The organism is Blastococcus sp. SYSU DS0552, assembly GCF_054050815.1.
Map to the genome: position 1 here is coordinate 1 of NZ_JBJHAB010000018.1, position 18807 is coordinate 18807.

Annotated in this window: 17 protein-coding genes; 9 read left to right on the top strand and 8 right to left on the bottom strand. The window is 75.2% G+C overall.

What is annotated here, in order from left to right:
• Positions 1–719 precede the first annotated feature (719 nt).
• Together ACI8AG_RS16605 and ACI8AG_RS16610 are read left to right on the top strand one after the other, a co-directional pair.
• The gene (locus ACI8AG_RS16605; protein ID WP_456597890.1) at positions 720–2525 is read left to right on the top strand and encodes a PucR family transcriptional regulator; all 1806 of its coding nucleotides are present in this window, start codon (positions 720–722) and stop codon (positions 2523–2525) included.
• A gap of 57 nt (positions 2526–2582) precedes the next feature.
• Positions 2583–3341, top strand: a complete 759-nt coding sequence (locus ACI8AG_RS16610) for an SDR family NAD(P)-dependent oxidoreductase (RefSeq protein ID WP_456597891.1) — start codon at positions 2583–2585, stop codon at positions 3339–3341.
• Between the two features lie 59 nt (positions 3342–3400).
• Here the strand turns inward: ACI8AG_RS16610 and ACI8AG_RS16615 are convergent, their stop codons facing one another.
• Positions 3401–4945, bottom strand: coding sequence for a helix-turn-helix domain-containing protein (locus tag ACI8AG_RS16615; protein ID WP_456597892.1), 1545 nt, complete (start codon positions 4943–4945; stop codon positions 3401–3403).
• A gap of 75 nt (positions 4946–5020) precedes the next feature.
• Between ACI8AG_RS16615 and ACI8AG_RS16620 the strand changes: the two genes are divergently transcribed.
• From ACI8AG_RS16620 to ACI8AG_RS16630, 3 genes are all read left to right on the top strand, one after another.
• Entirely contained in the window at positions 5021–5767 is a 747-nt protein-coding gene (locus ACI8AG_RS16620; protein WP_456588699.1) for an SDR family oxidoreductase, read from the top strand.
• Between the two features lie 103 nt (positions 5768–5870).
• Positions 5871–6806 (top strand): DMT family transporter, encoded by a 936-nt coding sequence (locus tag ACI8AG_RS16625; RefSeq protein ID WP_456597893.1) that lies wholly within the window; start codon positions 5871–5873, stop codon positions 6804–6806.
• 104 nt (positions 6807–6910) lie between these two features.
• Complete coding sequence (locus tag ACI8AG_RS16630; RefSeq protein ID WP_456597894.1) at positions 6911–7018, top strand: nitroreductase family protein; 108 nt, start codon at positions 6911–6913, stop codon at positions 7016–7018.
• Between the two features lie 8 nt (positions 7019–7026).
• On the opposite strand, the gene ACI8AG_RS16635 is transcribed toward ACI8AG_RS16630, so the two are convergent.
• From ACI8AG_RS16635 to ACI8AG_RS16650, 4 genes are all read right to left on the bottom strand, one after another.
• On the bottom strand, positions 7027–7842 hold the full coding sequence (locus ACI8AG_RS16635) for a DUF998 domain-containing protein (RefSeq protein WP_456597895.1): 816 nt from the start codon (positions 7840–7842) through the stop codon (positions 7027–7029).
• Entirely contained in the window at positions 7830–8156 is a 327-nt protein-coding gene (locus ACI8AG_RS16640; protein ID WP_456588703.1) for a hypothetical protein, read from the bottom strand. The genes ACI8AG_RS16635 and ACI8AG_RS16640 overlap by 13 nt, the downstream gene beginning before the upstream one ends.
• A 140-nt stretch (positions 8157–8296) precedes the next feature.
• The gene (locus tag ACI8AG_RS16645) at positions 8297–8497 is read right to left on the bottom strand and encodes a hypothetical protein (RefSeq protein ID WP_456588704.1); all 201 of its coding nucleotides are present in this window, start codon (positions 8495–8497) and stop codon (positions 8297–8299) included.
• 78 nt (positions 8498–8575) lie between these two features.
• Positions 8576–8878 (bottom strand): hypothetical protein, encoded by a 303-nt coding sequence (locus ACI8AG_RS16650; protein WP_456597896.1) that lies wholly within the window; start codon positions 8876–8878, stop codon positions 8576–8578.
• 186 nt (positions 8879–9064) lie between these two features.
• Between ACI8AG_RS16650 and ACI8AG_RS16655 the strand changes: the two genes are divergently transcribed.
• Positions 9065–11692 carry an ExeM/NucH family extracellular endonuclease gene (locus ACI8AG_RS16655; RefSeq protein ID WP_456597897.1) on the top strand — a complete coding sequence of 876 codons (2628 nt, stop codon included), beginning with the start codon at positions 9065–9067 and terminating at the stop codon, positions 11690–11692.
• Positions 11693–11762: 70 nt separating this feature from the next.
• Here ACI8AG_RS16655 and malQ read toward each other — a convergent pair whose 3' ends face one another.
• Entirely contained in the window at positions 11763–13592 is a 1830-nt protein-coding gene (gene malQ, locus ACI8AG_RS16660; protein ID WP_456597898.1) for a 4-alpha-glucanotransferase, read from the bottom strand.
• Positions 13593–13728: 136 nt separating this feature from the next.
• On the opposite strand from malQ, the gene ACI8AG_RS16665 reads away from it, so the two are divergent.
• From ACI8AG_RS16665 to ACI8AG_RS16675, 3 genes are all read left to right on the top strand, one after another.
• Complete coding sequence (locus ACI8AG_RS16665) at positions 13729–14721, top strand: TIGR03885 family FMN-dependent LLM class oxidoreductase (protein WP_456597899.1); 993 nt, start codon at positions 13729–13731, stop codon at positions 14719–14721.
• Positions 14718–16385 (top strand): alpha-amylase family protein, encoded by a 1668-nt coding sequence (locus tag ACI8AG_RS16670; protein ID WP_456597900.1) that lies wholly within the window; start codon positions 14718–14720, stop codon positions 16383–16385. The genes ACI8AG_RS16665 and ACI8AG_RS16670 overlap by 4 nt, the downstream gene beginning before the upstream one ends.
• A gap of 152 nt (positions 16386–16537) precedes the next feature.
• Positions 16538–17077 (top strand): hypothetical protein, encoded by a 540-nt coding sequence (locus ACI8AG_RS16675; protein WP_456597901.1) that lies wholly within the window; start codon positions 16538–16540, stop codon positions 17075–17077.
• Positions 17078–17149: 72 nt separating this feature from the next.
• On the opposite strand, the gene ACI8AG_RS16680 is transcribed toward ACI8AG_RS16675, so the two are convergent.
• Positions 17150–17917, bottom strand: a complete 768-nt coding sequence (locus ACI8AG_RS16680; RefSeq protein WP_456597902.1) for a sulfite exporter TauE/SafE family protein — start codon at positions 17915–17917, stop codon at positions 17150–17152.
• On the bottom strand, positions 17914–18693 hold the full coding sequence (locus tag ACI8AG_RS16685; protein WP_456597903.1) for a sulfite exporter TauE/SafE family protein: 780 nt from the start codon (positions 18691–18693) through the stop codon (positions 17914–17916). The genes ACI8AG_RS16680 and ACI8AG_RS16685 overlap by 4 nt, the downstream gene beginning before the upstream one ends.
• Positions 18694–18807 lie beyond the last annotated feature (114 nt).

Here is an 18807-nt window from a genome sequence, read left to right on the forward strand (position 1 = left end):
CCCCCCCCCCCCCCCCCCCGCCCCCCCCCCCCCCCCCCCCCCCCCCCCCCCCCCCCCCCCCCCCCCCCCCCCCCCCCCCCCCCCCCCCCCCCCCCCCCCCCCCCCCCCCCCCCCCCCCCCCCCCCCCGCCCCCCCCGCCCCCCCCCCCCCCCCCCCCCCCCCCCCCCCCCCCCCCCCCCCCCCCCCCCCCACGGCGCCGTCGGCAGGGTGCGGGCGGCTCGCGCCGACTCCCGGGGCAGGGGGATCGTCGGGACGCCGGCGCGACCCCGCCCGGCGAGGTGTCCGCTCGAGCCGCTCCGGACCTCGGTGTCGTCGATCGCGCGCATGGGCCGCCCTCCACCCCTCGGGACGACGGAGGCCGGTGGATCGGCGCTCCGCCCCTCGGTCCACCGGCCGCGAGGAGGGTGCACACGCCCCTGCACGGAGCGCCTACGATCCAGCGAGCAGGTGGAACGAGGTCGAACCTAAGCGGCGCGTCGCACGCCCTCTTATGGCGGATGTCGCCAAGAATGGATGGCGGCGTCCGGGGACACCTGACAGGCCGCTGCCGTGTGGCACCCTGGACGACGACTGGAAGGGGATGCCTTGTGACACAGAGTGATTCGTCACTCCTGGCGTCTACTCGCGGTAGTGGAACCACCCCGTTCCGTCGCAACTGGTCGGTCGACGAGTCGCCCCGGGCCGAGCGGCGCGGCGAGCGCGCGAGCTGGCAGCAGCGGATGGGCCTGACCGTGGAGGAGGCGCTGGACCTCCCCGTCCTCGCGGGGAGCACCGTGACCAGCGGCTCGGCCGGGCTCGGCCGGGTCATCCGCCACATGGTCGTCGACGACCCTGCGGAGCCGCTGGCCGCCGCGGGCCCCGACGTGCTCGTCGTCCTCGGCGCCCGCCTCCCTCCCGCCGACCCGGCCAGCTGCCGGGCGCTGGTCGAGCGGCTCGAGGCCGCCGGCACCGCGGCGCTGGCCTACCGGCGCGTCGACGGGCCACCGCCGCTGCCCGCCGAGGTCCTGGCCGAGTCGGAGCGCCGCGGTCTCCCGGTGCTCGCGCTCCCGCCGACGGCACGGCTCGACGAGGTCGTCTCCGGCGTGCTGGGCGCCGTCGTCGCCAAGCAGGGGCAGGCCCTCGCCCTGTCCTCCCGCATGGACGACGAGTTCACCGAGGTGGCGCTCACCGGTGGCGGCCTGGCCGAGGTGACCCTGCGCCTCGCCGTGATGCTCGAGGGCGCCGCGGTGCTGGGCCTCGGCCCGGACCGGGAGGTCGTCACCAGCGCCGGCCCCGCCGACGACGTCGCCGAGATCAGCGACTGGCTGTGGCTCCTCGACGCGGCCGCCGACGACGAGCTGGCCGCCATGGCGCCGTCGCTGCGGCTCTCCGGGGTCCGCGCGGACCAGACGGTGGTCACGCCGGCCGACCTGAACGCGGACCTCTCACCCGCCGACGGCATCCTGCTCGTGCCCGGGCACCACGAGCTGCCCGGCGGGATCGGCGAGTACGCGGTGGCGCCGATCATGGCGGGCGACCAGCGGCACGGCTGGCTCGTCGCCGTCCACCGGACCGGCGCGATGATGCTGGGCGCCGGCGGCGTGCTGGAGCGGGCCGCGGTCATCGCCGCGCTGTCGGTGATCCGGCTGCAGGCGGTCCACTCGGTGGAGCTGCGTTTCCAGGGGGACCTGGTCCGCCGGCTGGTGGGGGGCGCGGTGGGCCACACCGAGCGGACGCTGGCCTACACCCGCTCGTTCGGCTGGCGGCTGGACGGCCCGGTCGCGGTGCTGGTGACCGCCACCGAGACCGTGGCCGACGCGGCGGCCGACCCCACCCGCGCCCTCGACGTCCTGGACCGGCTGGCCGACGGCTGGCGCGCCGCGTTGGAGTCGGAGGTGGCCGGCGCGGCCGTCGCGGGGCTGGCCACGGAGATCGTGACGCTGCTGCCCCTGGACGGGCGCACGCCGGAGGAGCTGTCGGCCCTGGTCTCCGCCGTGACCTCTCGGGTCAACGGGCGGCTGCGCCGGGTGGGCCGGTTGCTGGGCACCGGCATCGGCCGGCCGGCCGGATCGCTCTCGGAGCTGGCCGAGGTGCACCGGCAGGCGCAGCGCGCGCTCGGTGTCGGGCAGGAGATCCACGGCGCGTCGTCGGTCGTCCACTTCGACCAGCTCGGGGTGTTCCGGCTGCTGTCGCTGATCCCCGACAGCACCGAGCTGCGTTCCTACGTCGACGAGGTGCTCGGCCCGCTGGCCGACGCCGTCGACGCCGATGCCGCCGACCTCCGGGAGACCCTGCGGGTGCTGCTGGAGACGAACCTGAACGTCGCGGAGTCCGCCCGGCGGCTGCACTTCCACTACAACACGATGCGCTACCGGATCGGGAAGCTGGAACGGATGCTCGGGCCGTTCACCACCGACCCGACGCTGCGGCTGAACCTCCTGCTGGCGCTGCACGCCGCCCGCATGCGCGGCCTGGACCAGCCGGCGCGCCCGCCGCTGGACGGCGGCCTCGGCCCGCTCGACGACGGGTTCGACGCCCTCCTCTGAGGACCGCCCTGCGCGGCCGACGTGCGCCGCCGGGTGCTGCGTGGGAAGGATGTCCGCATGACCCAGGTCGATCGCCCCCTCGCCGGCACGGTGGCCCTCGTGACGGGGGCGTCCTCGGGGATCGGCGAGGCCACGGCGGTCGCCCTGGCCGGGGCCGGGGCTGCCGTCGCCCTCGGAGCGCGGCGGAGCGACCGGGTCGAGGCGCTCGCCGGTCGGCTGCGCGACGGCGGGACGGCGGTGCTGCCGCTGGCCCTGGACGTCACCGACGAGCGGGCGTGCGCCGATGCCGTCGCGCGCACCCGGTCGGAACTGGGCGGCCTCGACGTCCTGGTGAACAACGCCGGCGTCATGCTCCTGGGCACCATCGCCGGGGCGGACACCGAGGACTGGCGCCGGATGATCGACACCAACGTCATGGGCGTGCTCTACATGACCCACGCGGCCCTCGACGGGATGCTCGAGCAGGGGTCGGGCGACATCGTGAACATCTCCAGCGTCGCCGGGCGGCAGGCCCGCAAGGGCGCCGGGGTGTACAACGCCAGCAAGTGGGCGGTGAACGCCTTCAGCGAGTCGCTGCGCCAGGAGGTCACCGGCCGCGGGGTGCGGATCGGCCTGGTCGAGCCCGGCGCGGTCAGCACCGAGCTCACCGACCACATCACCCAGCCCGCGGCGAAGGCCGCCTCGGTGCAGATGTACTCGAGCATGCGGGCGCTGCACGCCGAGGACATCGCCCGCGCCGTCCTCTACCTGGTGACCCAGCCGCCGCACGTCGCGGTCAACGAGGTGCTCGTCCGCCCCACCGACCAGGAGAGGTGAGAAAGGACCCCGTCCTCCCCACCGCTCGCAGGCTCGCGGCGGTGCCCTGGACGGGGCCGTTAGTCGCGGAAGACCTCGATGTCGGCGCCCATCTCGACCAGCCGCTCGTAGAGCTGCTCGTACCCGCGGGCGATGATGTCGACGTTGCGCAGCACCGACGTGCCCTTGGCCGCCAGCATCGCCAGCAGTATGCAGACCGCCGGGCGCAGCGCGGGCGGGCAGACGACCTCCGCGGCCCGCCAGCGGGTCGGGCCGGTGACCAGCACCCGATGCGGGTCCAGCAGGCGGACGTCGGCGCCGAGCCGGGTGAGGTCGGAGAGGTGGATCGCCCGGTTGTCGTAGACCCAGTCGTGGATCAGCGTCGACCCCTGCGCCTGGGCGGCGATCACCGCGAAGAACGGCAGGTTGTCGATGTTGAGCCCCGGGAACGGCATCGGGTGCACCTTGTCCAGCGGCGCCCGCAGCTCCGACGGGTGGATGGTGATGTCGGCCAGCCGGGTGTGCCCGTTGTCGGCGAGGTACTCGGCGGAGAGCTCGTAGCGCAGCCCCATCTCGGCGAGCACCGCGAGCTCCACCTCGAGGAAGTCCACCGGGGCCCGGGTGACGGTCAGCTCCGAGCCCGTGACGATCCCGGCGGTCAGCAGGCTCATCGCCTCCACCGGGTCCTCGCTGATCGTGTAGTCGACGTCGGCGTCGAGCACGGGGCGTCCGCGCACCACCAGCGTCGTCGTCCCCAGGCCCGTCACCTCGACGCCGAGCAGCTGCAGGTAGAGGCACAGGTCCTGGACCATGTAGTTGGAGCTCGCGTTGCGGATGGTGGTGGTGCCGTCGGTGCGGGCCGCGGCCAAGAGCGCGTTCTCGGTGACGGTGTCCCCGCGCTCGGTGAGCACGATCGTCCGATCCGCGGCGGCCGGTCCCTCCACCGTGGCCTGGTACTCACCGGCGTGCGCCTCGACGGCCAGCCCGAACGGCCGGAGGGCGATCATGTGCGGCTGCACGGTCCGCGTCCCCAGGTCGCAGCCGCCGGCGTAGGGCAGCCGGAACGCGCCGGCCCGGTGCAGCAGCGGGCCCAGGAACATGATGATGCTGCGGGTCCGCCGGGCCGCGTCGGCGTCGATGCCGTCGAGGTCGAGCTCGTCGGGGACGACGAGGGTGAGGTCGTGCCCGTGCTCGTCCCAGGTCGCGGAGACGCCGATGGACCGCAGCACGTCGAGGATGCGCTCGACCTCCACGATGCGGGACACGTTGCGCAGGGTCGTGCGGCCCCGGTTCAGCAGCGCCGCGCAGAGCAGGGCGACGGCGGCGTTCTTGGAGGATTTCACCGCCACCCGGCCGCGGAGGGGGCGCCCACCGGTCACCCGCAGGTGTGCCGGCCCGGCGGGACCCAGCCGGATGAGCTCGCTGTCGAGCGCGGCGGAGAGGCGGCCCAGGAACTCCAGCGTGAGGTTCTGGCTGCCCTGCTCGATGCGGGCGACCGCGCTCTGGCTGGTGCCGAGCCGTTCGGCCAGCTGTTGCTGGGTGAGGCCCCGGTGGCGGCGGGCATCGCGGACGAGCGCCCCGATGCGCCGCATGGCTTCGTCGGCAGGCAGGTCGGTGAGCGTCACCGGGACACGATATCTCGTATCTGAGATGCCGGCCGCTCCGTGCGCAGACGTGGCGCCTCCGGGGAGACTGCACCCGTGGACGTACTGGTCACCGGCGGCACGGGCCGCCTGGGGCGGCACCTGGTGCCGCAGCTGCGGGACGCCGGGCACCAGGTGCGGCAGATGTCGCGCCGGGGCGCCGGCCCGGGAGGGGTGCGGGGTGACCTCGCCACCGGGCGGGACCTGGCGCACGCGGTGGCGCGGGCGGAGGTGGTGGTGCACGCGGCGAGCGCCCCCCGGGGCGACCCCTGGGAGGTCGACGTCGCCGGCACCCGACGGCTGGTCGAGGCGGTCGACCGGTCCCGGCCGCCGCACCTCGTGTACGTCTCCATCGTCGGGGTGGACCGGGTTCCCCTGAGCTACTACCGGGCCAAGTACGCCGCCGAGCAGGTGCTGCTGGCCTCGGGCCTGCCGGTCACGCTGGTCCGCATCACCCAGTTCCACGGCTTCGTCGACGAACTGCTGGGCACGGCGCGCCGCGGGCCGCTGCTGCCGGTGCCCATGGGCTGGCGGGTGCAGCCGGTGGACGTCACCGACGCCGCGGCGCACCTGGTGGAGCGCGTGAGCGCCCCGCCGTCCGGCGGCGTGGTGGAGCTCGGCGGACCCGAGGAGCACTCGGTGGCCGACCTCGCGCGGACCTGGGCAGAGGTGCGCGCTCCGGGGGCGCGGGTCATCGCGACCCCCGTTCCGGGCCGGCTCGGCACGGCGCTGCGCGACGGCGCGGCGCTGCCCACCCGCGGTGCTCGTGGCCGGCGCACGTGGGCCGAGCACCTGCGGGGCTGAGGACCGCAGCGTTCCTGCCAGTTCCCGGCGGCCGGGTGCCAGTCGCGTGCCGCGGCCGGAAACCGCCGGACCGGGTCGGCAGCCGGCCCTAGGTTCTGCGGACGTGACCACTCCCGCTGCTCCGGACGGGCGCACGCTGCTCGCCGTCGTCGTCACCGTGCTCGCCTGGGCATCGGCCTTCGTGGGCATCCGCGCGGTCGGCCAGGACCTGTCGCCCGGCGCGCTGGCCCTCGGCCGGCTGCTGATCGGCGGGCTGGTGCTGGGCCTGCTCGTCGCCCGCCGCGGCTGGGTGCGCCCCACGCCCGGTGAGTGGCGTTTGCTGGCCGTCTGCGGGATCGGCTGGTTCGCCGTCTACAACCTGGCGCTGAACGCCGCCGAGCGGCACCTGGACGCCGGCACGACGGCGATGCTGGTCAACATCGGGCCGATCCTCATCGCCGTGCTCGCCGGCTTCTGGCTCGGGGAGGGCTTCCCGCGCTGGCTGGTCGTCGGCATCACCGTCGCCTTCGGTGGCGTGGTGCTGATCGGCGTCGGGACCCGCGGCGCGGACGCCGATCTGGTCGGCGTCGCGCTGTGCGTGGTCGCGGCGGTCACCTACGCGGTGGGCGTGGTGGCCCAGAAGCCGCTGCTGCGGCGGCTGCCCGGGCTGCAGGTCACGTTCACGGCGTGCGCGATCGGCGCGGTCGCCTGCCTGCCCTGGGCCGGCGCCCTGGTGACCGATGTCGGCCGCGCGCCCGCGGGCTCGGTCGCCGGGCTGGTGTACCTCGGTGTCGTCCCGACGGCGCTGGCCTTCAGCACCTGGGCCTACGCGCTGTCGCGGATGGACGCCGGTCGCCTCGGCGTCACCACGTACCTGGTGCCCCCGCTGGTCGTCCTGCTCAGCTGGCTGCTGCTGGGGGAGGCGCCCCCGCTGCTGGCGGTGGCCGGCGGTGCGGTGTGCCTGGCCGGCGTGGCGGTGTCCCGGCGGCGGACCCGGCCCGCGCTGGCCCCCGCGGCCGGCGCTCCGCCGGCACCGGCCGGAGCGGCCGGTCAGCGGTAGGCGGACCGATCGACGACCGGGTGTGCGGACGACTGCGGCCATGGGGTAGGCACGCACCGGGGCCACCGCCGGTGGTCCTCCGTGGAGACCGGTCGGGAGGGTTCGTGGTGGAGGAGCAGGGCCGGGCGCAGGTGGTGGCGGCTGCCACGCGGGCGCCGTCGATCCACAACACGCAGCCGTGGCGGTTCGTCTGGTTCGAGCCGGCCGGCTGAACCCCCGCTCAGCCGCGCCGGCGGGGAGGCGCCCACGGGTCCTCCGGGTCAGCGTCGTCTCCGTCGCCGGACGTCTCCCCGTCGGCGCCGCGCGTCGCGCCGGTCCGCCGGTCGCGGCCGGCGGCGGCCTCCAGGGCCTCGTCGCGTGCCCGCGCCTGCTCCGCCCGCCGCGCCTGCTCCTGCGCCCGTGCCGCGTCCAGGGACGACTCCGCGGGCGCGACGTCGCCGCGCCGGCCGAGCCACCACAGCCACAGTCCGGTGAGCGCCAGGGCGATCGGCAGCGGATACGCCGCGGCGCGCTCGACGCCCCCTTCCCCGAGGTACCGGGTGACACCGGTCAGGAAGAAGGCGGTCGCGGCGGTGGCCAGGATGCCCAGCAGCACCACGGTCGTGCCGAGTGCCTCCGACAGGGGGCGCACGGCGTAGGCCAGCGCGATCAGCCCGAGGGCGCCGCCGACCAGGTGCAGGACCGCCCCGAGCGCGTGCAGCGTGCCGTTGCCGTCGGTGGGGAAGACGCCCACGAGCAGCACACCGGCGGCGGAGACGCCGAGCAGCACGGCCACCGCACGGGCGGCCCCGCCCCGCAGCGCGGGGAGCAGCAGCAGGGCCCCGCCCAGGATGAGGGCGGCCTGCACGACGAACGAGGCGTTCATCAGCTGCCGGCCGGCGGAGTCGGCGGCGCCCAGGGCGCTGATCACGTCGTCCGTGCGGGAGTAGGGCCCGGCGTAGCGGGCCTGGGCCACCGCCTCCGCCAGGAAGAACTGCAGGGTCAGCACCCACGCGAGGGCGCCCCAGCGGAGGCGGTGGGCAGTCACGGCAGCCATGATCCCAGCTGGTCGCGGGGAACCCGGTCGAGGACGGCGGACAGCTGCGCGCTCGACAGCCACGACGGGTTGCTGCCGGCCGGCATGCGCAGCACCTCGGCGTCCGCGAAGGCCGGATCGGCCCGCAGCCCGGCGCGGTCCACCGGCGTGTCGAGGCGGAGCAGGCGGACCGGCAGCACCGGCCCGTCCGCGGTCTCGTGGACCGGAGCGGTGACCCGGCCGACGGCGTGGACGCCGGCCGCGGCGCGCCCGCTCACCCACAGGACCACCGGCTGCCCGGCCGCGACGAGGTCGAGGCGGTAGCTCCGGCGCACGCAGCGCGCCAGGTCGCGGGTGGTACCGGGCAGCCAGGCCGCGTCGACGGACGCCGGCGGTCGGGTGCTCTTGAGCAGCCAGCAGGCGACGTCGCCGGCGCGCAGCCGCGCCGGCGTCGCCGGCCGGGCCGACCGCTCGGTCAGTCGGTGGCCGAGTGGACGTCGGCGCCCGCGGGGTCGGCGTCGTCGGAGCCGACGGCCTGCCGCTCCTTCTCGGTGCGGTACTCCAGCACCTCGTCGGCCGGGTGCGGGTCCTTCGCGTGCTGCGTGCGGTCCCGGGTCGGGTGCTCCTCCGGCGTGATGACGTCGTCGAGGGTGGGGCGGTCATGGGGGTCGGTCATCGTGACGTCCTCCGGTCTGTCGGGATGCGGTCGGCAGGAGCCATAGCCCCCACCCGCGCCCGCTAACCGGGACGGAGCTCACCGCGGCTCGAGTCGGGCGGCCGGCAGCCACGCCTCGACCAGTGCGGGCCCGTGCGGACCGGCAACGGCGTAGGTCACCCGGCCGTGCCAGGCGCCGGCACGCTGCTGCCACTCCACCAGCAGCCCGGGCCACGTGCCGGGCGCCTCCGGGGGGTCGTGCACCCAGCAGTGCCGCCCCTCGGCCGGGTCCGCCGCCGGGCGCGGGGCCTGCTCCCGGACCTCCGGCCGGACCCCGGACCCGAGCGCGCGCTCGCCCAGCGTGCGGCGACCGGAACGTCCTGGGTGCATGCCGCCGGCCATGCCGGCAGTCTGCCACGAGATCGAACAGGCGTTCGACTCGGCGCGGCGCGGGGGCGAGGTCCCCGGCCGGGGCGGGCCTCGTGTGGTCTCCCGACTTGCCGTCACGGCCCGGTCACCTAGCGTCGGCCGGGACGTCACCCGACACCGCTACGGTCGCCGGGTCCCGTTCCCTCCGGAAGGACCCCCGTGCTCGCTCACCCCCGCGGCGCACGCCTCGCGCGCTGCAGCACCCTCGGCGTCGTCGCCGTCTCCCTCACCACCCTGGGGCTCCCGGCCCTGGCGCAGGCCGCGCCGCCCACCGACCCGTTCGTCTCCGAGATCCACTACGACAACGCCGGCACCGACGCCGGCGAGTTCGTCGAGGTGCAGCTCCCGGCGGGCACGAGCTCCGCGGGGCTGTCGGTGGTCCTCTACAACGGGAACAACGGGACCGTCGACGACACCGACGCGCTGCCCGCCGTCACCGCGCCGGCCGACGCGCCGGCGGTCGCGGTGGTCGAGTACCCGTCGAACGGCATCCAGAACGGCGCGCCCGACGGGCTCGCGCTGGTCCGCGGTGGCGAGGTGCTCGAGTTCCTCTCCTACGAGGGGGAGATGACGGCAGCGGGCGGCCCCGCGGCCGGGCAGACCAGCACGGACATCGGGGTGTCCGAGGCCGGGAACGAGCTGGAGGGGCAGTCGCTGTCCCGGACGTACGACGAGGCGGCCGACGCCCTCGTGTGGAGCGGCCCGGCGACCGCCACGAAGGGCGTCGTCAACGGCGGGGGCACCACCGACCCGGAGCCCGAGGAGCCGGTCGACGTCTGCGAGACCACGCCGACGCACGAGATCGGGGCGGTCCAGGGCGCGGGCGCGGAGACGCCGCTGGCCGGGCAGCAGGTGACGGTCCGCGGCACCGTCGTCGGCGACCTCGAGGGGCTCTCCGGCTTCTACCTCCAGGACGCCGACGGCGACGGCGACGCCGCCACCTCCGACGGCATCTTCGTGTTCAGTCCCGTCGCGGTCGACCTCGGCGACACGGTCGCCGTGACCGGTCAGGCCCAGGAGTACTTCGGCCAGACCCAGATCAGCTCCCGCGAGGACGTCGCGGTCTGCGCCGAGGGCACGGCGGACGACCTGCCCGACGCCGCGCCGCTGGACCTGCCGGCCGACGACGCCGCCCGTGAGCGGCTCGAGGGCATGCGGGTCGCGCCGGTCGACACCCTCACCGTGAGCGAGGTCTACGACCTGACCAGCTACGGCGAGCTGACCCTCGCCGAGGGCGGGGTCCTGGTGCAGCCCACCGAGCTCGCCCGGCCCGGCACCGCCGAGGCGGAGGCGATCGCGGCGCAGAACGCCCTGCGCCGCATCGTCCTGGACGACGGCACGAGCGCGCGGGTCAGCGCGACCACGCGCCCCTACCTGTCGCCCGGGACGCCGGTCCGGGTCGGGGACGAGCTGACGTTCACCGAGCCGCTCGTCCTCGGCTACGGCTTCGACCAGTGGCGGCTGCAGCCGGCCGACGGCACCGCGGACGGTGTCTTCGCGCCGCAGAACACGCGGCCGACCGCTCCCGAGGAGGTCGGTGGGGACGTCCAGGTCGGCGCCTTCAACGTGCTGAACTACTTCCTGACCTTCGGGGGCGTCGGCCGCGGTGCGCGGAGCGCCGAGCAGTTCGAGCAGCAGGCGGGCAAGATCGTGCCGGCCATCGAGGCCCTCGACGCCGAGGTCGTCACCCTGATGGAGATCGAGGACACGGACTCCACCGGTCTCACGCCCGGCGACGCCGACACCGCGCTGGCCGACCTGGTCCGCCGGCTGAACGAGGCGGCCGGCCGCGACGTGTGGAGCTACGTCCCGCTGCCGGCGGAGCTCTACGCCGTCGACCGCGACGTGATCCGCAACGGGATCATCTACCGGCACGACGTCGTGCTGCCGGTGGGCGACCCGGCCGGCCTCGTCGACGAGGACGTCTGGGACAACGCCCGCGAGCCGATCGCCCAGACCTTCGTCAAGGACGGTGACGCATTCACCGTCGTCGCCAACCACTTCAAGTCCAAGAGCCCGGGCCAGCCCGAGGGGGACAACGTGGACTCCGGTGACGGCCAGGGCGCGTGGAACGGCGACCGCGTCCGGCAGGCGGCGTCACTGGCGCAGTTCGCGGCGGACCTGGCGAAGGCCACCGGCGACCGGGACGTCCTGCTGATGGGTGACCTGAACGCCTACACCCAGGAGGACCCGATCCAGCTCCTCGAGGACGCCGGCTGGACCGACCTGGGGCTGCGATTCGACGAGGGCTCGTACAGCTACGTGTACGACGACATGTCGGGCTCCCTGGACCACGCGCTGGCCACGCCCGAGCTGACCGCGAAGGTCACCGACGTGACGCACTGGAACATCAACGCGGTCGAGTCCTTCGCCTACCAGTACACCGGCGACCCGGCCCTCTACGCGGCGGACCCGTACCGCTCCAGCGACCACGACCCGCTGGTGCTCGGGATCGACCTGGAGGAGCGCTGCCAGGGCCTGCTCCCCACCATCCGCGGCACGGCGGGGAGGGACGTGCTCAGCGGCACGAACGGCCGCGACGTGATCATGGGCCTCGGCGGGGACGACGAGATCCGGGGTCGCAACGGCGACGACGTCATCTGCGGCGGCGCCGGGAACGACCGGATCGCCGGGGAGAACGGTGACGACGTGCTGTCCGGCGGCTTCGGCGACGACTGGCTCAACGGGGGCAACGGCGACGACGTGCTCATCGGCGGCCCGGGCACCGACCGGCTCGACCAGGGCCGCGGAACCGGGAGCCACACGCAGGACGGCGTCGAGTCCTGACCTGACCGGTCCCTGACGCGCGCCGGCGCGGCACCTCCACGAGGTGCCGCGCCGGTTGCGTCCGGCGGAGTCAGTCGCCGGCGAGGCCCTCGGCGAGGGTGCGGGCGACCGTCTGCAGCAGCGGGTGGCCCGGCAGGTCCTCGACGAGCACGGGCAGCGGCAGCGACCAGTTGGGCCGGTCGTCGGCGCCGGGCATGTTCGGCCGGCGCTGCTCCCCGACGGCGTCGTCCAGCGTCGCCGACAGCAGCAACGACGGCGCCGTCGCCAGCAGTGCGTGCGCCTGCTCTACCGCCTGCTCGACCGTGGCGTCGTCGGAGAGACCCGGGAGGTGCGCCAGCAGCGACTGCCGGCCGCGCTCCAGCTCCTCCTCGGTGCCCGTGCCGTGCTCCCGCTGCTCGTCGACGTCGGCCTCGGTCCACAGCCCCGCCACGGTGGGCAGGTCGTGGGTGGTGATCGCCGCCATGGCCTCGGCCGGCCATTCCGCGGGGGCGTCGTCCTCGAACCACAGCAGCCGGTAGGACAGCACCCCGTGCTCGGCCATCGCCTCGCGGACCCCGTCCTCGACGGTGCCGAGATCCTCACCCACCACCAGCGCCTGGGCGCGGTGGCTCTCGAGGGCGACGATGTTCAGCAGATCCTCGGCCGGATAGCGGACGTAGGCGCCGTCCGCCGCGCTCCCGTCGGCCGGCACCCACCACAGCCGGAACAGGCCCATGACGTGGTCGATCCGCAGGCCACCGGCACCGGCCATGGTGGCCCGGATCGACTGGATGAACGGTTCGTAGTCGGCGTCGCGGAGCCGCCAGGGGATCAGCGGCGGGGAGCCCCAGTCCTGGCCGGCCGAGTTGAACGCGTCCGGCGGCGCGCCGACGCTGACCCCGTCGGCCAGCACCTCCTGCCACGTCCACGCGTCCGCGCCGCCGCCGGCGAAGCCGATCGGCAGGTCCTGGATGACGGTCATGCCCTCGGCGGCGGCGGTGAACTGCAGCTCCAGCGCCCACTGCAGCCAGGCGTGGAAGGCCACGACGGCGCCGTGCCGCTCGGCGTAGGCCGCGACGGCCGGGCCGTCCGGGCGCCGCAGCTCCTCGGGCCAGGCGTGCCAGTCGGCGCCGTGCTCCTCGGTGATCGCCGCCCACGTCGCCCAGTCCTGCAGCGTCCGCCCGCGCTCCTCCCGCCAGCGGGCGAAGGCCTCCCCGCCGCCGTGGGCGAAGAAGATCCGCATGAGCACCTCGCGCTTGCGCGCCCAGATCGCGTCGCGGTCGATCAGCGGCCCCTCGGACAGCGCGCGGCCGGCATCGGCCTCGAGGTCGACCGCGTCGGCCCCGGGCACCTCGTCCACCCGCAGGTAGATCGGGTTGCGGAACCGGCGGGTGGCCGGCAGGTAGGGGCTGGCCTCCTGCTGCGCGATCGGGGCGACGGCGTGCAGCGGGTTGATCAGCAGGAACCCCGCCCCCTGCTCGTCGGCCATCTGCCGGAGGGCCCGCAGGTCGCCGAGGTCGCCGATGCCCCAGCTGTCCCGGCCGCGGGCGGCGTACAGCTGCACCGCCCAGCCCCACGCGCGGTCCTCGGGCAGCCAGCAGCGTCCGGGCGACACGATCAGCCGGCGCCGGCGGCCCTCCGGGGACTGCAGCCAGTGGTAGCCCAGCGGGAAGTCCTCCGGCAGCTCGCCGTCGATGTGCCGGACCTCGCCGTCCTCGCAGACGACGTCGGCCTCGTCCACCTCGAGCGCATCCCCGGGCCGGGCGACGATCGGCGCCCGGTCCTCCAGGTCGGCCGGCGGCTCGCCGATGACGGCGCGCAGCTGCTCGATCGTCTCCTGGGCTACCTGGTGCTCCTCGTCCAGCGCGTCCAGCCAGCTCGCATCGATGCCCCAGTCGTCTGTGGTCGGCTTCGTCGTCACCCCGCGATCCTCGCCGGGTGCGCCCCGGCTCGCAGTCCGGACCGGCGTGGCGCCGCTCTCGTCCGGCGCCGGCCCGCGATCGACCCCGACGCGTCCCACGTGGCCGCGCCGTCGGGACTCGGGTAGGCATCGGGCCATGCCGGTGATCGGGTTCCACAATTCCCACGAGCAGGTGCACCCCGCCGCGTTGCTTGACGCCGTCCGGCACGCCGAGGAGGTCGGGTTCACCGCCGCGATGTGCTCGGACCACCTCACCCCCTGGAACCCGCGGCAGGGCGAGTCGGGGTTCGCGTGGTCGTGGCTGGGGGCGGCGATGGTGACGACGTCGCTGCCGTTCGGCGCCGTGAACGCGCCCGGGCAGCGCTACCACCCGGTGATCGTGGCCCAGGCGATCGCCACCCTGGGCGCGATGTTCCCGGGGCGCTTCTGGGTCGCCCTGGGCAGCGGCGAGGCGATGAACGAGCACGTCACCGGCGACGCCTGGCCGCGCAAGTCGGTGCGGGACGCCCGGCTGCTGGAGTGCGTGGCGGTCATCCGGGCGCTGCTCGCGGGGGAGGAGGTCAGCCACGACGGGCTGGTCACCGTCGACCGGGCCAGGATCCACACGCTGCCCGAGCAGTCTCCGGCGCTGATCGCCCCGGCCGTCAGCGTGGCCACCGCGCGCAACGGCGCGGCATGGGCCGATGGGCTGGTGACCATCAACCAGCCGCACGACAAGCTGCGCGAGGTGGTGGCCGCCTACCGCGACGCCGGCGGGCGCGGCACGCTGGCCCTGCAGGTGCACCTGTCCTGGGCCCCCGACCCCGACCGGGCCCTGGCGATCGCGCACGACCAGTGGCGCAGCAACGTCTTCCCGCCGCCGCTGTGCTGGGACCTCGACAGCCCGGAGGCCTTCGAGCAGGCCAGCGCGCACGTGCGGCCGGGCGACGTCATCGGACCGGTCCGGGTATCGGCCGACCTGGGGCAGCACACCGCCTGGCTGCAGGAGTACCTGGAGCTCGGTTTCGACGCGGTGTACCTGCACCACGTCGGCAAGGAGCAGCGGCCGTTCCTGGACGCGTTCGGCGAGCACGTGCTGCCGCAGCTCGGGGTCACCGCCCCCGGCCCCGTCGAGGCGGTGCAGGCGTGAGGATCAGCGACACCAGCGACCTGTGGTGGAAGAACGCCGTCGTCTACTGCCTCGACGTCGAGACCTACCTGGACTGGGACGGCGACGGCTGCGGCGACTTCGCGGGCCTCGCCCAGCGGATCGACCACCTGGCCGACCTCGGCGTCACCTGCCTGTGGCTGATGCCCTTCTACCCCACCGCCGAGCGCGACGACGGCTACGACATCACCGACTTCTACGGCGTCGACCCGCGGCTGGGCACCCACGGCGACCTGGTCGAGGTGATCCGGACGGCGAACGACCGCGGCATCCGGGTGATCGCCGATCTGGTGGTGAACCACACCTCCATCCACCACCCGTGGTTCGAGTCGGCGCGCCGGAGCACCGACGCCCCGTTCCGCGACTTCTACGTGTGGCGCGCGGACGAGCCGCCGGACACCAGCGACCAGGTGGTCTTCCCCGACCAGGAGGACAGCATCTGGACGCTCTCGGAGGAGACGGGGGAGTGGTACCTGCACCGCTTCTACAAGGAGCAGCCCGACCTGGACGTGACCAACCCGCGGGTCCGGGACGGGATCGCCAAGATCATGGGCTTCTGGCTCCAGCTGGGGCTCTCGGGGTTCCGCGTGGACGCGGTGCCGTACTTCCTGGAGACCCAGCACGCCGCCGCCGACGACCTGCCGCAGCCGCACGAGTACCTGCGGGCGCTGCGCCGGTTCCTCACCCGGCGGTCGGGGCCGGCGATCCTGCTCGGCGAGGTGAACCTGCCCTACGAGGAGCAGGTGACGTTCTTCGGTGGCCCGGACGGCGACGAGCTGACCATGCAGTTCGACTTCGTCGGCATGCAGGCGATGTACCTGTCCCTGGCGCGCTGTGACGCCGGCCCGCTCACCGAGGCCCTGCGGGCGCGGCCGTCGATCGCCTCGGACACCCAGTGGGCCACGTTCGTGCGCAACCACGACGAGCTGACCCTCGACAAGCTCTCCGAGGACGAGCGCGCGGAGGTCTTCGCCGCCTTCGGCCCGGACCCGCGGATGCAGCTCTACGGCCGCGGGCTGCGCCGGCGGCTGCCGCCGATGCTGGCCGGTGACCCGCGCCGGATCCGGCTGGTCTACAGCCTCATGTTCTCCTTGCCCGGCACCCCGGTGCTCTTCTACGGGGAGGAGGTCGGCATGGGGGAGGAGCTCTCCGCCGACGGGCGGCAGTCGGTGCGGACGCCGATGCAGTGGGACGACGGGGTCAACGGCGGCTTCTCGACGGCCGAGCCCGACCGGCTGCCCGGCCCCGTGGTCCGCGGCGGGTTCGCTCCCGAGTTCGTCAACGTCGCCGACCAGCGGCGCGACCCGGATTCGCTGCTGTCGTTCATGAAGCTGCTGATGCGCCGGTACCGGGAGTCGCCGGAGCTGGGCTGGGGGAGCTTCGAGCTGCTGGACCAGCCGCACGCGGCCGTGCTGGCGCACCGCTGCGCCTGGGACGACGGCGCGCTGATCGCCGTCCACAACCTGGGCGCCGAGCCGTGCACGGTCCCGCTGCGGTTGCCCGACCTCGGCGGTGCGGGGCTGCACGACCTGTTGCAGGAGGGCGCCACCCCGGTGGCCGACGACGGCGCGGTGGAGCTGGCGCTGGACGGCTACGGGCACCGCTGGCTGCGGGTGGTGCGGCAGGGGAGCCGCCGGCTGCTCTGAGCGCGGCGGTGGCCGGCTGCACCCGGCCGGTCACGCGCTGACCTGCGTTCCCGCGCCCGGGGAGGGTGAGGGATGACCCACGCCGCGGCGGCGGGGTGTCCTGCGGCGTTCGCGGTGCACCTGTGCCTAGCGTGGCCCGTGAGGTGAGTGCGATGAGCGAACGAGACCAGACCATGTCCCTGCCCGAGCCGAGCGCCGACGGCGCCGGCGCCGGTGCCACCGCAGCGGGAGCCGCCGGGCCCGTCCCGCCGCTGCCCGACCCGACACCGGTCGACGACCCGGGGGGCACGCCGACGGTCGGGCACGCCACCGCACCGGTGAGCGTGCGACCGGCCCCCCGCAAGCCACGGCGCGGTCCGATGACCGTCATGGGTCCCTGGGCCCCGGTCGCCGGCGGCCTGCTCGGACTGTTCCTCGGCCTGGTCGTCGTGCTGCTGCTCGCCGGCTCGGCGGACGCCTTCGACGACCGGCTGGCGCTGGCGTTCGCCGTCGTCGGCCTCGGCCTGCTCGGCGCCGCCGGCGTCCTGCTCGCCGACGAGGTGCGGATCGTGCGCCAGCGCTCCCGGGAGGCCGGGGTGCGGCCGCAGTGGATGGAGGCGACGGCGGGGCTGGTGAACGGGCTGACCCCCGCCCGGCTGCTGCTGCTGGTCAGCGCCTTCGTGCTGTTCCTCTCGGCCTACGTCGCCCGCTGACCGAGCCCGGCGGGCGCCGGTCGTGGTCATGGCGCGGCCGGACCACGACCGGCGGACACCCGCCGGGAGGGCTCAGAGGTAGGCCTGCACGCCCAGGTGGACGGCGAGCCCCAGGCCGGCCAGCGCGATGAGCCGGCGCAGCAGCGTCTGCGGGGCCCGGCGCACGACGCGCGGCCCCAGGCGCCCGCCGGCGAACAGCCCGATCGCCAGTGGTAGCGCCGCGGTCCAGGCGACCGGGGCCAGCACCACGAACGCGACGGCGGCCACCGCGTTGGCCATGCCGAGCATGACGTTCTTCAGCGCGTTGCTGCGGGCCAGCCCCTCGCCGGTGCCGAGCAGGAACAGCGCGAGCAGCATGACGCCGGCGGCGGCGCCGAAGTACCCGCCGTACACGGCGACGGCGAAGGTGGCCACGGGCAGCCACCGCGGGTCGGGGGTCGCCGCCTGCGCGGCCATCCCCTCGACGGCGAGCTCGCGCGGCGGGCGCTGCAGGAGGAGGACGAGGGACGCCCCGGCGACCAGCCAGGGGACGATCCGTTCGAACGCCGCGGACGGGGTGAGCAGGAGCAGCGTGGCGCCGGCGGCGCCGCCCAGCACCGCCCCCACGGCCAGCCGCCCCACCCGTCGTCCCTGGCCGCGCAGCTCCGGCCCGGAGGCGCTGACCGACCCGGCGCTGTTCAGCACGAGCGCCACGGTGTTGGTGACGTTGGCGGCGACCGGGGGGAGGCCGGTGGCCAGCAGCGCGGGGTAGCTCACCAGCGAGGCGAGCCCGGCGATGCTGCCGGTCAGCCCGGCCCCCACGCCGGCGGCGACGAGGAAGAGGAACTCGAGGACGCTCATCGGGAGACGAGCACCCCGATCGCCACCACGCCCAGCACGACGATCGCCGTCCGCAGCACCGGCTCGGGCAGCCGCCGTCCGTAGCGGGCGCCGACGTGCCCGCCGGCCAGCGAGCCGACGGCCAGCAGCCCGGCCGCCGACCAGACCACCCGGTCGGTGGCGACCACCACGTAGGCGCCGGCCGCCACCGAGTTCACCGTCAGGGTCAGCACGTTCTTGATCGCGTTGAGCCGCTGCAGGGGCTCCCGCAGCAGGAAGCCGAAGACGCCGATCTGGATCACGCCCTGGCTGGCGGCGAAGTAGCCGCCGTAGGTGCCGGTCAGGTAGGCGGTGCCGACGAGGGCCGCGTGCCGTCCCGGGCCGATGCGGGGAGTGCGTCGCTCGTCCGCCCCCCGCCGGGCCAGCCGGCGCCGGACCAGCGGGTGCGCGGCCACCAGGACGACGGCGAGGGTGATCAGCACCGGCACCACCGCCTCGAAGGTCGCGGCGGGCAGGTGCAGCAGGAGGAAGGCGCCGGTCAGGCCGCCGAGGACGGAGGCGGGGATCAGTCGCAGCAGCAGGGGCCACTGCCCGCGCAGCTCACGCCGGTAGCCGATCGAGCCGGTCAGGTTGCCGGCGATCAGGCCCAGCGAGTTGCTGATCGTGGCCGGGACCGGGGGGATGCCCACCCCGACGAGCACCGGGAAGGAAACCAGCGTCCCGGAACCGATGACGGCGTTGATGCCGCCGGCCGCGACGCCCGCCACCGCGACGGCCACCATCTCCCACGCGGTCATGCGGTCATCGCCGACGAGCCTGGCACGCCAGGACGCCGCCCGGGCGGGCAGGTGGGTGTGATCGTCGCCGCGCCGCGCCGCGCTACCGGTCCCGTCGGCTCCTGGGGGCAGGAC